This is a genomic window from Micromonospora sp. NPDC049201 (genome assembly GCF_055586805.1).
On the sequence record NZ_JBVJHM010000003.1, the window covers coordinates 351,478 to 365,824 of the forward strand.

Consider the following 14,347-nt stretch of genomic DNA (forward strand, 5'->3'; position numbering starts at 1 on the left):
CAGCGTAGACGTCAGACGTTTACGGCGCAACCATCGGATCGTCCGTCGACTATGCGTATCGCAATCGGCCCAGCCGTCCGACCTCTGGGGTGCATGGACGGCACCCAGAGTCCATGCACTCAGTCGCGACGCCCTGGGCCTGACTCACGTTCGGGTAGCGAGCGGACCAGGCTGGCGTCTGTCCGGATGGGTAGCTCGTGCCCCACCGCGATCGGATCGTGGCCGACTCGGGCGTACAAACCGCACCCCCGAGTCGGCGCAACGATCGGCAGTCCGTTACCGGCGGTCGGGCGTGACATCCGCCTCTGTTCTCTGTCAGGCGGGTACGAACTGCCACTGCTGGTTGGTACCGCCGTTGGCGGTCCACTGCACGACCTGCGCTCCGTCGCTGGTCGAGGCGCCGTAGACGTCGGCTGCCAGTCCGCTGCCACGGCTGACGATGGTGTAGTAGCCGTCACCGGTGGGCCGCAGGTACCACATCTGGTTGGTGCCGCCGTTTGCCGACCACTGCTGCAGTTGCAGGCCCTGCGTGCTGCTGCCGCCGTTGACGTCGAGCACCTTTCCGGAGGCGGTGTAGCGCAGCGTGTAGGCGTCCTGCGTGGCGCTGACCGTCCACGTGGGGCTGCCGCTCTGCTGGATCGCCTTGGCGCCGTCGGCGGTGGAGTTGCCGGCGATGGCGAGGGGCTTGCCGCTGTTGCGGTTGACGATGCGGTAGGTGCCGGGAGTGGGTCCGGTTCCGCTGCCTCCGCCGAGGTTGAAGTACTCGACCGCGTCGGTGAAGACGGTGCTGCCGGACTTCGTGGTCGACAGCTGCAGATACACGCGGCTGCCGGTGGCGGGGGTGGTGAAGGTCACCGGTTGGGTGACCCGTGAGCCGAGCGGGACGGTCAGGGTCGTGCTGCCGGATGCCACGACCGCGCCGGTCGGGCTGTCGAGGCGCGCCGTCCAGGTGAAGCCCACGGAGGTGTCGACGACATCGTCGTTGAACACGGTGATATTGCGGGTCACCGTGGCGTTGCGGGCGTAGCTGGGCACCGCCTGCGGCAGCGGGAAGGTGCCGTTCGAGTCCGAATTGCCGGAGGCGGACCAGTAGGGGAGGTCGACCGCGGCCACCGGGTTGAACGCCGCCTGCACGCGCTGGATCTGCGGGTTGCTCCACGGGTCGGGCAGGTTGTCCACGCCGTAGATGGGGTGACCACCCTCCTCCGGGGTGAAGTCGGTGGTCCGCACGCCGGGCACGACGCTGGCCCAGGCGGACAGCAGCGTGTACGGGCGCAGGTCGGTGGCGCCCTTGCCGCGCTTGGCCAGGGTTGCCGTGGCGAACCACTCGAAGCCCTGCTTGTTGTTGCATGCCGGCCAGATGTACTCGCCCTCGCCGTCGGGCCGTCCGTTCACGGTGATCAGGCCCTCCCCGTACCTGCCGAAGCCGTCGACGTAGTGCGGGATCACCGCGAAGTTGGCGTACGTCATGCCGGGATACAGGCTGACATTCCCGCCGACGCCCACCTCGACAATGATCGGCCGGGTGCCGTCGGCGCCGTTCATCGCCGCGTACAGCTCCTTCTCGAACTGTTCGGAATCCTGGCCGCTCTGGTTCGGCTCGTTGTTCTGACTCCAGCGGACGATCGCGGGGTGGTTGCGGTCGCGCAGGACCAGCGCACGGGCGTGGTTGACCATGTTGTCGTGCCCGACGGATTCCTTCCACTCCTGCGAGGATTGGGAGCCGCGAATCGCGACCTCATCGATGATCATCAGGCCCATCTCGTCGGCGACATCCAACATGTACGGGCTCCCGGGCTCCTGGTGGATGCGCACCACGTTGTAGTTCAGCCGCTGGTAGTTGTCCACCGCCTGCGGCCAGCCGCCGTTGCCGGACGACGGGGGCAGAAAGCCGGGCAGGGTGTGGTATGCGTCGCCCTTGCCGCCGTTGTTGATCCGGTCATAGTCGGCACCCTGGAGGTTGTCGCCGCGGAAGTTCACGCGCACGCCGTTGAGGTAGTAGTAGTCACCGTTCTGGGTGGCCTCCCGGAACCCGAACCGGTACTCGGCGTCGCTCGTCCGGCCGTCGTCGGTGACGGCATGCACCGCCAGCCCGTGCAGCTGCGCCCGGTACCCCGACCGGTACGGCACGTTGGGCCACCAGTACGAGGTGCTGTCGAGGTTCCACGCGACCGGCCCGACGGTCACGGTCACGGTCGAGCGGGCCGCCACGGTGACCGTACGGCTGGGCAGTTCCGGGTAGCTGAAAGCCGTTCCGTTCCTGGACGACAGCGACCCGGTCAACGTCACCGACCGGGGAGTGCCCGACGTGTTCCGCACCGTCACGTCGTAGGTCAGCGTCTTGTTCGCCACCGACGTACGCACGAATGTGTCGCTGACGTACACCGCCGGGTACACCCGCAGGAACGCGGACCCGAAGATCCCCTGCGGTACCGCCTCGGACCACGTGGCGGCGTCGGGCACCAGGTACCGGCCGTTGGATGCCTTCAACGCGCCGCGGCCCTTCACGTTCACGGTGATCGTGTGGGTGGTGCCGGGCGCCGCGTAGGCGCTGATGTCGAAGTTCGACGGGGTGAACGCCGTCGTCTGGGTGGCGACCACGCGGCCGTCGACCGACAGTGTCGCCTGGTGGTTGACGGCGCCGAACTCGATCCAGCTCGACTGGGGCTGCCCCGAGTCCGGCACGGTGATGCTGCGCGAGTACACCGCCTCGTTCACGGTGGTGAAGCCCTGTTTGTACCAGCCGCCACCGGGCACCGCGATCGTGGTCGCCGCCCGGCCCGCGGGCGTGAAGCCCCAGGTCCCGCTCAGGTCGACCGAGGCGATCGCGGCGTTCCCGGCCGCCACACCGTCAACACCGGCGGCGGCCACAGCCCTCATCGCGCCCGGCGCGGCCAGGGCCGACCGGGGGGTCGCCAGGGGCAGGCCGCCCAGCGTCAGGCTCAGGCCGAGCGCCACGGTCGCGGCAAGCCCTCTGGCCGACGCCGACAATCGGCCACCCCAGCGGGCGTTCGTACGATGCACGGCAACCTCCTGTGACTCATCCGCCAGCTCGGCAACACCGGTTCAGGGCGCAGCCTCAAGGCCGACACTCGAACCGATTCGACGAATCTGCCGGCGTCGCCGACCACCCGGGAAGGGCAGCCACGGCCCGGATACATAGATATGCATTAATGGGTCCATGGAGCGTGAAGTCAAGGTTTCAAGGCGGTTACTTCCTGCTCCTGGCACCTCGCAGGCTTCGAACGGCCGCCGATGAGTACGCCCCTTCCGGAGCGCTAGAGCGTCACGCTCAGGCATTCCGTCTCGCCGGCTCACCGACGCGGTGCCGACCGAGCGGCGAATCGATTCGCCGCTGCGGGGCCCGGCCGCGTGACACGTCGAAGGCGTGGACAGCACTGCGGTCATCGGCGAAGCCGGTGGGCGGCCCGGCCCGGCCTGTTCGGTTCGAAACTGGGGTTAGGGTGTCGGCAGGGAACGTGCCTCGCCAGCATCACAGGTGGGTTGCGGGATCTTGGTGGCGAGTGTCTGACTGCGCAGACATGACAGCGCAATCATACATAACTATGGCCGGCGGTGGGAGGTGCCATGACGCGACTGGCGAGGCCGGGTGGAAGCCCTCCGACGCCGCGCAGCGTGGACGTCGCGCGGCTGGCCGGCGTCTCCCAGAAGACGGTGTCCAGGGTCCTCAACGACGAGCCGTATGTCTCGGCCGACGTGCGCCGGCGGGTCCTGGACGCCGCCGAGGAACTCGGCTACCGGCGCAACCAGGTGGCCCGGGCGCTGGCCTCCGGGCGGACCCGGTCGATCGGCGTGGTGACGCTCGGCAGCGCCTTGTACGGGCCGGCGTCGTGGCTCATGGGCGTCGAGCGGGCGGTCCGGAAGGTGGGCTACACGCTGCGGGTGGCCACCACGATCGAGGGCGACCCGGGCGGCATCACGGGCGCCCTGGCGTCGCTGCTGGACCAGGGCGTGGACGGCGTGGTCATCTCCGAGCCGATCGACGAGGGCGTCGGCCTCATCAGCGTGGACGTGCCGGTCCTGGTCCTCGGCGCGCCGCCCACCTTCACCGCGCCGCAGGTGGTGACCGCCAGGGTCGGCGCGGGCCGGCTCGCGCGGGCCGCGACCGAGCACCTGCTGGAGTTGGGGCACGCGACCGTCCATCACCTGGCCGGCCCGCAGCGGTGGTATTCGGCACGGGACCGTATCGCCGGCTGGCGCGAGGCGTTGCGAGCCCACGGCGCGGACGAGCCGCCGGTCGTCGAGGGCGACTGGTCGGCCGCGTCCGGCTACGCGGCGGGCCGGGAACTGGCCGACGACGGCACCGTGACCGCGGTGTTCGCCGCGAACGACGACATGGCGATCGGGCTCATCCGCGCGCAGCTCGAGGCCGGGCGCCGGGTGCCCGAGGACATCAGCGTCGTGGGGTTCGACGACATCCCGGTCGCCGCCTACGTCACTCCCCCGCTCACCACCGTGCGGCAGCCGTTCGACGAGGTCACGCGGCAGGGTCTCGCGCTGCTGGTACAGGTCATCGAGAAGCCGGACGTCGAGCTTCCACCGGCGGCCGACCAACCGGTCGAGCTCGTCGTCCGCGCCTCGACGGCGCCACCACCGCCCCGGCCGATCCCGGGACGCGGACGCCGAGCGATCCCCCATGCCCACGGTGGCCCGCACGGTCAGCCCGCCGGCAGCGAAGTCCCATCCACTCGGCCCTGATCAGCGTCGATCCGTCCACCTACGGCGGCACGTCACCCGAGGCCCGCACCGGCCGTCGCTGACGAGCGGCGGCGGCGATGGCTGAACCCGACCGAGAAGCGTTGCGTCGTGTCGACGCAGAGTGCGTTATCGATCATGCGGATCAGGTCGTCGGTGAAGGTCACGTCCTCACCGTTGGTGTTGGCCCAGCCGTTGTTGATGCCCTGTGGGGCGACGAAAATCGTGCTGTTGTTCGACTGCGACAGCATGCCGTAGTAGGCCCGGGCATAGCCGTCGGTTCCGCCCCCGACGTCACCCCACCCCTGATCAACACCGCACACCAACGGTCCTGGACCACGGCGGTCACCGCCACACCCCACGCGATGGACTTCATCGGCACGGAAACGAGAAAGGCCCCGACCCGGGGAGTAACCCCAGGTCAGAGCCTTGCTGCTGGTGCGCCGCCAGGGACTCGAACCCCGAACCCGCGGATTAAGAGTCCGCTGCTCTGCCAGTTGAGCTAGCGGCGCTCGCTGACAACGGGAAGAACCTTAGCATGCCCGCTGAGCGGGGTTCCAATCCGATACCGGGGTCCACCCTTCGGACGAGCTTAACCGGCGAAACCGACCAAAACCGACAGCCGAGCCCCTACGGGGACGGGCGTCATGGCGTCGATGGGGCACGATGTCCGCCAGGCACGCTACGACAGGGGTGGGCATGGGCAGGTTCGCGCGGGCCGGGGCGATGGTGGGCGTCCTGGTCCTCACGGCGTCGCTGGCACTGACCGGGTGCGGCGGCGACGAGGAGAAGCCGGCCTTCGTGCCCGGCCAGCAGCAGGAGGTCGGTGGCGTCTCGTCCACCGCGCCGGATCCGACGGGCACCCCGTCGGGCGACGCGGCCCCCGCCGCCTCGCCGCTGTCGGTGAGCCCGGCCGACGGCGCGACCGGCCGGCCGGCCAGCACCGAGATCAGCGCCCGGGTCCCGGGCGGCGGCACGGTGTCGAAGGTCGTCCTGACCACCGCCGACGGCACGGCGGTCAACGGGCGGATGCGGCGCGACGGCTCCAGCTGGGTGCCGTCCTCCCCGTTGAAGTACGCCACGAAGTACACCGCCACGGTCACCGGGACCGGCCCGGACGGCGCGACCCACCAGGGCACCAGCACGTTCACCACGATGGGCAAGCCGAAGTCCACCATCGGCTCCGGCCTCTACCTGTTCAGCGACAAGACGTACGGCGTGGCCATGCCGGTGGTCGCCGAGTTCTCGCCGGGCATCCCGAAGAAGGACCGGGCCGCGGTGCAGAAGCGCATGTTCGTGCAGACCGATCCGCCGCAGCCCGGCGCCTGGTACTGGGTGGCCAACGGCACCCAGGCCTACTACCGCGCCCCGGAGTACTGGAAGACCGGGACCACGCTCACCGTCCGGCTGGCCCTGGCCGGCATCCCGCTGAGCAACGGCCGCTACGGCAACGTCGACCGGAACGCCACCGCGAAGATCGGCCGCGCGTTCGAGATGACCGTGGACAACGCGACCAAGAAGATGACGGTCTCGGAGAACGGCGCGGTGATCCGTACGCTGCCGGTGAGCCTGGGCAAGAAGAGCACCCCGTCCTCCAGCGGCACCATGGTGGTGATGGAGAAGAAGGAGTCCACCGTCTTCGACACCCGCGACGAGCCGGACCCGAACAACCAGTACGTCACGAAGATCGACTTCGCCCAGCGGCTCACCTGGGGCGGTGAGTACATCCACGCCGCGCCCTGGTCGGAGGGGGTGCAGGGCCGCCGGAACGTGTCGCACGGCTGTGTGAACGTCTCGATGGCCGACGGTCGGTGGCTGTTCGGCAAGACGCTCGTCGGCGACCCGATCACGGTGAAGGGCACCGAACGGCGGCTGGTGCCCGGCAACGGCTGGACGGCATGGAGCCTGAGCTGGTCGGAGTTCGTCGCCGGCAGCGCCCTGCCGGTGCCGAAGGGCGGGCAGGGCGCACCGTTCTAAGCGGCGTACCGTTGTCGGACGCAGCCGCTTGCGGCGGCGCCGGGACTCGTCCCCAGCAACGAAGCGCCGGACGACGACAGAATCGTTACACCGTCACCGGGGTGTTCCGGTTCACTTCCGGCAACGAGTACCCGGTCCGACGCGTCTGACCAGAGACGATCGGGACCGCGCAGCACACTTGTGAGGGAATCATGCGAGCTGGCCAGGACGAACCGATCCGGGGCGGGAGCGCCCGCCGCGGCGGGCGCCGCGCATTCGCCGCCGCGGTGCTCGTCGCCACCATGGCGTTGACGGCCTGCACCGGCGGCGGCGACAAACCGTCGAGCTGGCAGGGCGGCGGTGACGGCGGCGAGAAGGCCCCGAAGGCGGCGGCCACCATCAGCGAGCCGGCCGCCGACGCCAAGGACGTCCCGGCCACCACCGCCATCACCTTCACCACGAAGGACGCGCAGGAGACCGCCGTCGAGCTGAAGGACGCCGCCGGCAAGGCGGTGGAGGGCACACTCGCCGCCGACGGCAAGAGCTGGGAGCCCGCCGCCGCGCTCGACTACGCCCAGACGTACACCGCGACCGTGACGGCGACCGGCGACGACGGCAAGCCGGCGACCGCCACCAGCACGTTCACCGTGATGGCCAAGCCCGCCAAGCAGGTCCGGGTGACCAGCTTCCTCGGCGACAACCAGGTCGTCGGCGTGGGCATGCCGCTGATCGTGAAGTTCGGCCGGGCCATCCCGGAGGACTACCGCGACGACATGCAGCGCCGGATGACGGTGACCGCGCAGCCGGCCCAGGAGGGCATCTGGCGCTGGATCAGCCCGACCGAGGTGCACTACCGGCCCAAGACGTTCTGGAAGGCCAACAGCACGGTCTCCTACCAGGTGCGGGCCAACGGGCTGCCGCTGGGCGACGGCTGGTACGGCCGTTCCGACCTGACCGTCGACGTGAAGATCGGCCCGTCGTTCGTGATGACGGTGGACAACCGCACCAAGCGGATGACCGTCACCAAGGACGGCAAGGTCGTCAAGACGATCCTGGTGAGCCTCGGCAAGAAGAGCACCCCCTCGTCCAGCGGCACCATGGTGGTCATCGAGAAGCTCCGGCACACCGTCTTCGACACCATGGAGGAGCTGGGCCCGGAGGAGGGCTACCGCACCGAGATCGACTACGCGCAGCGGCTCACCTGGGGCGGCGAGTTCATCCACGCGGCCCCCTGGTCCGAGGGTGTGCAGGGACGCTCGAACGTCTCGCACGGGTGCGTCAACGTCTCGATGAAGGACGGCAACTGGCTGTTCGCCAACACCCGCCTGGGCGACCCGATCACGGTCAAGGGCACCGAGCGCAAGCTCCAGAACGGCAACGGCTGGACCGACTGGAACATGAGCTGGGACGAGTACGTCAAGGGCAGCGCCCTGCCGTACGAGCCGCCGGCCGCGCCGGGCGACGACGCCAGCCCGGACGCCGGGACGCCCAGCGCCGAGCCGACCGCCTGATCCCACAGCGCACACGACGAAGCCCTCTCCCGGAGGGGAGGGCTTCGTCGTTGGGGTGATGGGAATTGAAACAGCCGTGGCATCTAGGCCACGGGCGTGACCCACCGTTTCCCGTGCTAGATGCCTCGGATTGCGTTCGGCTGGGACGGGTTGCGTCGGGCTCACTGCCCCCAGCCCGAACGCGGCAACGCCGCATCCAACGCCGCCGCGATCCGCTCATCCACCGCCGGCACCAGGTGCCCGTAGCGGTCCGACGTGACCGAGATCGACGCGTGCCCCAGGCGCCGCTGGATCGCCGTCAACGACGGCGGCTCCTTCGCCGACAGCAACCACGCGACGAGGCTGTGCCGCAGACGACGCGGAGGTATTCGACATCTCGCCTGCGACTTCGTCGACCGCAACGACGAGGGCGCCGTTCTGGCGGAGAGAGTCCCGTTCACTGAGGCTGGCGTTCCGCGAGCTGCTCAGCTCCGGCCGCGTCGCGCCAGCCGGAGCCGGATGCCTGGAGCTGGCGCGGCGGTGGCGCGACGAACGGGCGCGCGCCTGACCTCGGTGTCGCGTTGCCGACGAAGCGGTCACGGTACACCGATCGGAGACCCTACGCTCCGCGTCCGATGCCCTCTTCACTCGTTGGCGCGTCTGTGACCAACCGCGTCTGTTAGTGGATCTTCCGGGTAGGTAACCTCAAGAGGCAAGGAGCGTTTACCGAGTGTCACGCCCCAAGCACAGAGTTAAAGAACTTGAGGACGTTCTCCGCGAGGCTGAGCGCAAGAACTGGAGAGTTGACGGCGGGGGCAACAGGTACTTCAAGCTGTACTGCCCATGCCCTGAAAAGCACTGGAAGACCGTGAAGTGCACCCCTCTGGTGCGAACTACCTAAAAGATCTTATTGGACAGCTCAAACGAGCCACATGCTGGGAGAAGGGATGATCATGCAGCAGCATCGCATCGCGATCCAGATGACGCTCGAAAGTACGCCACACGGCACCGACGCGCAGTACGAGGAGTTCCTCGACGCCGTGCAGGAACACCTCGACAACCTGGACTGCGAGGTGCAGATGGCTGCCAGCCTGGCCGATCGCACCGTGGAGTTCGCCACGAGCATTGAAGCCGACGACTTCGAGAGCGCCGTCCACATCCTTCTGTCGCAGGTACGCACCGCCCTGCACGCCGCGGAGTGCCACACGGACGACTGGCCGCAGTACGTGGCGACCGACCGCAGCGTCCGAGAGCTACACGCGGTCTGACCATCCAACGCAACGCAACGCCCCGCCCACCCGAAGGTGAGCGGGGCGTTGTTCCGGCCCCACCATCGCCGAAACACTCACCCCGCCGACTGCAATCGGAGAACCACCCGGCTTCGCCTTCGAAGCCGCCCCACCCGAACCCGACTACTGGCAGCCGCCTGGGCGCGACCACGCCGACCAGCACACCTACGACGGCCTCAACCTCGACCCCACCACCGAACCCTGACCGACGGCGGATGCCCCGGCACACTCGGCAACCCCTCCGGCGCCACCAACCCGGCGGCCAGCAGCCCTCGCCAGGGGCGCCACCGACACCACCGCCGCCCTCATCCACCCGCCCTGGCACGCCTCAGCCACACGCGGGCCCGCTCCCAACTCCCCGACTCGCGGCACACCTGCATCGAGCCCGGACCAACCTGAGCCGCACCGCGCCCACCCCGATGGGCACGCGCCGGCACCGGTGACACACCGGGCCTGGCAGGAGGCGGCCGCTACCGCCTCCGATCACCCTCCCCCAGCACAGCCACGATCGGAGAAGCACCACCGTGACGGACACCGCGACACGACAGAGCAACCATCAGACCTACGAGTGCGGGCCCCTCACCCTCACCAAGGTCTTCAGCGCCCTCGCCACCGTCAAGAGCATCTGGGTGGTGTAGATCCTCGCGTCCAGCCAGACCACCGGCCTCAACCGCGTGGAGATCGCCCACATCTTCTGCGCCGCGGTCGTCGGCTTCCCCGCCCTCTACCTGCGGGCCCGCGACCTCATCGGCTGCCCCGCAGCCGGCAGACCGTGGGGCGTTCCGCGTCGGCGTGGCCGTCGGCAGGATGCGCCGCCGGTGGCTGCCCCCACCGTGCTCTCCGAATACGCGTCAGGGCCGGTGAAAACCGGCCCTGACGCGGGAAACGCTTGGGGTGACTGATGGGAATTGAACCCACGACAACCGGGACCACAACCCGGTGCTCTGCCAACTGAGCTACAGCCACCATGCTCGCCGCTCCGGTCACCCGGGCGGTGCGCGGACCAATAATAGCCACACCCGGCCCCGCCCCGTCCACCGGGTTCCGACCCGGACGTCAGAGCTGGGCGGCGATCGCCTTCGCGGTCTCCACGTCCGGGCCGGGCAGCGGCACGAACAGGGTCCGCCGGTAGTACTCCAGCTCCCGGATGCTCTCCCGGATGTCCGCCAGCGCGCGGTGGGCCAGGCCCTTCTGCGGCTGGCCGAAGTACACCCGCGGGTACCAGCGCCGGCACAGCTCCTTGATCGAGGAGACGTCGATCATGCGGTAGTGCAGGTGGGCGTCGAGCCGGGTCATGTCGCGGGCCAGGAAGCCCCGGTCGGTGGCGATCGAGTTGCCGCACAGCGGCGCGGTCCTCGGGTCCTTCACGTGGCTGGTGACGTAGTCGAGCACCAGGTCCTCGGCCTCGGCGAGGGTGACCGTGGACCGGCGTACCTCCTCGGTGAGGCCGGACTTGGCGTGCATGGTGCGCACGATCTCCGGCATGCCCGCGAGCGCCGCGTCGTCGGCGTGGATCACCACGTCCACGCCGTCCCCGAGCACGTTGAGATCGGGGTCGGTGACGAGCGCGGCGACCTCGATCAGGGCGTCCCGGCCGAGGTCGAGCCCGGTCATCTCACAATCGATCCAGACGAGAAGATCAGCCACCGGGACAGACTACGCGCCGCCGACCCGCCCGCGCCTCGGCCCGGTCGGCCAGGTGGACCGCTAGGGTTTCCCCGTGCCAGCCGAACCCGTCGCCCCACCCGCCGTCACCCCGGACGACGCGGGCGGGCGTACGGCTCGGCGGGTGGTCACGGTGCTGGCGCTGGCGGCCATGCTGCCGGCGCTCTACCTGCCCGGCTTCGTGCACGACTACTTCGACCTGAAGATCTACATGCGGGCCATGGACTGGTGGGCGGCCGGGCACCCGCTCTACGACTACGTCCAGCCGGACCGGGTCCAGGGCGCGCTCTACTTCACCTATCCCCCGTTCGCGGCGCTGCTGCTGCGCCCGTTCGCGCTGCTGCCGCTGGGGGCCACGATCGCCGCGTTCACGGTGCTGACCGTGGCCGGCGTGGTGGTCACCACCCGCTGGCTGGTGACGCCGGTGCTGCGGCGGCACGGCCTGCCCCGCGTGTTCGGCCTGACCGTCGCCGTGCTGCTGGTGCTGGCGGTGGAGAGCACCCGGGAGACGATCACCTTCGGGCAGATCAACATGCTGCTGGTGGTGCTGATCCTGGCCGACCTGCTGTTCGCCGTACCCCAGGGGCGGCGCTGGGCCGGTGTGGGCGTGGGGCTGGCGGCGGCGCTCAAGCTGTTCCCGGGGATCTTCGTGCTCTATCTGCTGGCCGCCCGGCGGTGGCGGGCCGCGGCGGTGGCGGCGGCGACCGCGACGGCGGCCACGTTGCTGGCGGCGGCGGTCGCGCCGAACGACTCGTGGCGGTTCTGGACCCATGAGCTGTGGGCCACCGACCGGGTGGGCCGCACCGACTACACCGGCAACCAGTCCCTGTTCGGGCTGCTCAGCCGGATCACCGCGCCGGAGGAGCCGAGCCGGCTGCCGTGGCTGGTGCTCGCGCTGCTGGTCGCCGGCTACGGGCTGTGGCGGGCGGCGCGCGCGGCGCGGGCCGGGGACGCGCTGGCCGGCCTGACGCTGACCGGCCTGGTCGGCGGCCTGATCTCCCCGATCACCTGGACCCACCACCTGTACTGGTTCATTCCGGCGGTGGTGGTGCTGGTGGACGCCGCGCTGGACGCCGACCGGTCGACGGCGGCCGGGATCCGCCGGCGTCGTGGCCTGCTCGCGCTGGCCGTGGGCGCCGGTGTGGTGATCGTGTACGGGGTGGTGACGTTCCAGGACTGGGGCGCCGGTCCGGCGCGTACCGACGACCCGGTCGACTTCGTCACGCGTAACGCGTACGTGCTGCTGAGCCTGCTGCTGCTGGCGGTGCTGCCGGTCCGCCGGCGAACCGCGACGGTCGTTGAACGGACAGACCTCGCAAACGGTGGCGTTCGGCGCTAATCTTGTCCCAACTACCTCTGTTTTCTCCCAGGTAGCACCGAATTCCCCCGGTGACGGTGGCCCTCCGCGTCGGCAGCGCGGAGGGCCACCTGCCGTCGCGCCGGGATCACCTGTCGTCCCGCCGGGAGATCGGCGGCCACGACCAGTCACGGCCGGCCGGCAGGTCGGCCAGGCTGGCCGGGCGCCGGCTCGGCGCGGCGGAGATCGCCGCGCGGCTCCGCTCACCGGCGACCGGGCCGACGGCGACCAGTTGCCGGTCCGGGCCGGACGCCCGGTCCGGTTGCCGGCCCAGCCCGCTCAGTGAGCTGATGCCGAGCTGCCCGGCCAGTACCGGGACCTGGTCGGGCTCGACCACGAAGACCACCTCCCGGGGCCGGTGCGGGCGCAGCAGCACCAGCACCGCCAGGACCACCAGCAGCGTCCCGCCGGCCAGCGACGCCCACGCCACGCCCGGGAACCAGCCGGCCCGCACCTCGCCCCGCAGGCTCAGGTCGAGCCCGCCGGCGCCGTCGGCGCGCATCACCACCAGGCTCAACGACCGGTCGCCCAGCTCGGCGGGGCGCCACTGGAGCGAGCCGACGCCCTGGCGTACCCAGAAGGACTGCCCGTCCGGGACGGCGGTGGCGACGCCGGCGGTGGCCGGGTCGAGCCGGACCGGCAGCGGGCCCCGGGTGACCGCGACACGCCGCACGGTGCTGTGCGGGACGTCGGCCAGCCACCGGCGCACCTGGTCGGTCGGGGCGAGGCCGAGGAACACCGGGCCACCTGCGTCCCGCGCGGCCAGCCGCAGCCGGATCTGCCCGGTGCGGGCCGCCGGCAGGTCGGCCCGCAGCAGCGCGTCCACGTCGGTCACCACGACCGCGCGGGCGGGCGTGCGGACCGGTTCGAAACGGGCGGTGAAGCCGCCGGCCGGATCGGCGTGCCGGGCGGTGAGCCAGAGCCCGGCGCCCAGCAGCAGCGCCGGAATTCCCAGGGCCAGCAGCAGCATGCCGGCGATCGTGCGCACGAAACGCATTCGCGTCGTCCCTCTCGGTAGCCAACTACCCGGCCGACCTTACCGACGACGCTCCACCGATCGCCGGATATCCACCGCACCCGGCCCCCCGACGGTCACCGGCCCGGCGGACGTGATCCGCCGGGCCGGTGACCGTGCCGTGCTCAGGACTTCGCGGTGGGCTCCCGCCGGGTACGCGCGAACGCCAGCCCACCCAGGACCAGGCCGGCCAGGCCGGCGACCAGCCCGGCCACCCCGAACGCGGTGGCCGCCCCGGAGTCCGCGTCGTCATCGTCGTCGTCCGCCGCGACGGCCGGCGCGCTCGCGCCGGGGGACGCGGACGCCCCACCGGCGGCCAGCGCGAGCACCGGGGCCGGGTTCTCCGGCTCCTCCGCGCCCGGCGTGGGCTCCTCGATCCAGCGGGAGACGTTGCCGTCGGAGTACGTCTGGAGCACCTTGAACACCATGGTGTCGACCTGGGGCAGCGGCCCCATCGAGACCGGGAACTCCTGGAACTCGCCAGGCTTCACGCCACCGTTGGGCGCCGCCGTGAACGTGAGCTTGGAGACCGCCTCGGTGAGCTGGCTGCCGTGCACCTCGACCGGCGGGTCGACCTTGCGCTTCTCCACCGCCACCGTCCAGCCCGGCACCGGCATGGTGGAGACGGACCCGACAGGCGCGTTCGCCGGCAGGTTCACCTCGACCTTGACGGTCGACGCCGTGTCGCTCTCGTTCGGCACCCGGAACGCGAACCGGCCGTAGCCGCCCTGCGTCCCCTCCTTCGGGTTGATCGTGACGTGCGCCGAGGCCGACCCGGCCAGGCCGAGCACGGTCGCGGAGACGGCGGCGAGAGTCAGCGCGGCGGCGGTCGCGGAACGCCGGAGACGGATCATCAGAG

The 14,347-nt window shown here is 70.5% G+C and carries 11 protein-coding genes and 2 tRNA genes; 5 read left to right on the top strand and 8 right to left on the bottom strand.

Annotated elements, in window-relative coordinates; translation table 11 throughout:
* Positions 1-315: 315 nt before the first annotated feature.
* Complete coding sequence (locus ACZ6O5_RS08730; RefSeq protein ID WP_465975545.1) at positions 316-3,024, bottom strand: RICIN domain-containing protein; 2,709 nt, start codon at positions 3,022-3,024, stop codon at positions 316-318.
* 612 nt (positions 3,025-3,636) lie between these two features.
* Between ACZ6O5_RS08730 and ACZ6O5_RS08735 the strand changes: the two genes are divergently transcribed.
* Positions 3,637-4,719: a LacI family DNA-binding transcriptional regulator gene (locus ACZ6O5_RS08735; RefSeq protein ID WP_465975547.1), complete on the top strand. Its 1,083-nt coding sequence runs from the start codon at positions 3,637-3,639 to the stop codon at positions 4,717-4,719.
* 32 nt (positions 4,720-4,751) lie between these two features.
* Here ACZ6O5_RS08735 and ACZ6O5_RS08740 read toward each other — a convergent pair whose 3' ends face one another.
* Together ACZ6O5_RS08740 and ACZ6O5_RS08745 are read right to left on the bottom strand one after the other, a co-directional pair.
* Complete coding sequence (locus tag ACZ6O5_RS08740) at positions 4,752-5,039, bottom strand: hypothetical protein (RefSeq protein WP_465975549.1); 288 nt, start codon at positions 5,037-5,039, stop codon at positions 4,752-4,754.
* A 113-nt stretch (positions 5,040-5,152) separates the two neighbouring features.
* Positions 5,153-5,228: transfer RNA gene (locus tag ACZ6O5_RS08745), tRNA-Lys, on the bottom strand.
* Positions 5,229-5,415: 187 nt separating this feature from the next.
* Here ACZ6O5_RS08745 and ACZ6O5_RS08750 point away from each other — a divergent pair.
* Entirely contained in the window at positions 5,416-6,693 is a 1,278-nt protein-coding gene (locus ACZ6O5_RS08750) for a L,D-transpeptidase (RefSeq protein ID WP_465975550.1), read from the top strand.
* A gap of 191 nt (positions 6,694-6,884) precedes the next feature.
* Positions 6,885-8,183: a L,D-transpeptidase gene (locus ACZ6O5_RS08755; RefSeq protein WP_465975552.1), complete on the top strand. Its 1,299-nt coding sequence runs from the start codon at positions 6,885-6,887 to the stop codon at positions 8,181-8,183.
* A 161-nt stretch (positions 8,184-8,344) separates the two neighbouring features.
* On the opposite strand, the gene ACZ6O5_RS08760 is transcribed toward ACZ6O5_RS08755, so the two are convergent.
* Entirely contained in the window at positions 8,345-8,485 is a 141-nt protein-coding gene (locus ACZ6O5_RS08760) for a hypothetical protein (RefSeq protein ID WP_465975554.1), read from the bottom strand.
* Positions 8,486-9,115: 630 nt separating this feature from the next.
* On the opposite strand from ACZ6O5_RS08760, the gene ACZ6O5_RS08765 reads away from it, so the two are divergent.
* Positions 9,116-9,430: a hypothetical protein gene (locus tag ACZ6O5_RS08765; RefSeq protein WP_281936005.1), complete on the top strand. Its 315-nt coding sequence runs from the start codon at positions 9,116-9,118 to the stop codon at positions 9,428-9,430.
* 911 nt (positions 9,431-10,341) lie between these two features.
* Here the strand turns inward: ACZ6O5_RS08765 and ACZ6O5_RS08770 are convergent.
* Together ACZ6O5_RS08770 and orn are read right to left on the bottom strand one after the other, a co-directional pair.
* Positions 10,342-10,417 (bottom strand) — tRNA-His (locus ACZ6O5_RS08770).
* Between the two features lie 90 nt (positions 10,418-10,507).
* Positions 10,508-11,098, bottom strand: coding sequence for an oligoribonuclease (gene orn / locus ACZ6O5_RS08775; RefSeq protein ID WP_281936007.1), 591 nt, complete (start codon positions 11,096-11,098; stop codon positions 10,508-10,510).
* Positions 11,099-11,171: 73 nt separating this feature from the next.
* Here orn and ACZ6O5_RS08780 point away from each other — a divergent pair, with 73 nt between their 5' ends.
* Complete coding sequence (locus ACZ6O5_RS08780; protein ID WP_465975556.1) at positions 11,172-12,455, top strand: glycosyltransferase 87 family protein; 1,284 nt, start codon at positions 11,172-11,174, stop codon at positions 12,453-12,455.
* Positions 12,456-12,561: 106 nt separating this feature from the next.
* On the opposite strand, the gene ACZ6O5_RS08785 is transcribed toward ACZ6O5_RS08780, so the two are convergent.
* Together ACZ6O5_RS08785 and ACZ6O5_RS08790 are read right to left on the bottom strand one after the other, a co-directional pair.
* Positions 12,562-13,470 carry a hypothetical protein gene (locus tag ACZ6O5_RS08785; RefSeq protein ID WP_465975558.1) on the bottom strand — a complete coding sequence of 303 codons (909 nt, stop codon included), beginning with the start codon at positions 13,468-13,470 and terminating at the stop codon, positions 12,562-12,564.
* Positions 13,471-13,613: 143 nt separating this feature from the next.
* On the bottom strand, positions 13,614-14,342 hold the full coding sequence (locus tag ACZ6O5_RS08790) for a YcnI family copper-binding membrane protein (RefSeq protein ID WP_465975560.1): 729 nt from the start codon (positions 14,340-14,342) through the stop codon (positions 13,614-13,616).
* Positions 14,343-14,347: the final 5 nt, after the last annotated feature.

Coding starts and splice junctions, on each gene's coding strand:
- ACZ6O5_RS08755 (WP_465975552.1), top strand. CDS start 6,885: ATGCGAGCTGGCCAGGACGAACCGATCCGGGGCGGGAGCGCCCGCCGC.
- ACZ6O5_RS08790 (WP_465975560.1), bottom strand. CDS start 14,342: ATGATCCGTCTCCGGCGTTCCGCGACCGCCGCCGCGCTGACTCTCGCC.
- ACZ6O5_RS08750 (WP_465975550.1), top strand. CDS start 5,416: ATGGGCAGGTTCGCGCGGGCCGGGGCGATGGTGGGCGTCCTGGTCCTC.
- ACZ6O5_RS08765 (WP_281936005.1), top strand. CDS start 9,116: ATGCAGCAGCATCGCATCGCGATCCAGATGACGCTCGAAAGTACGCCA.
- ACZ6O5_RS08785 (WP_465975558.1), bottom strand. CDS start 13,470: ATGCGTTTCGTGCGCACGATCGCCGGCATGCTGCTGCTGGCCCTGGGA.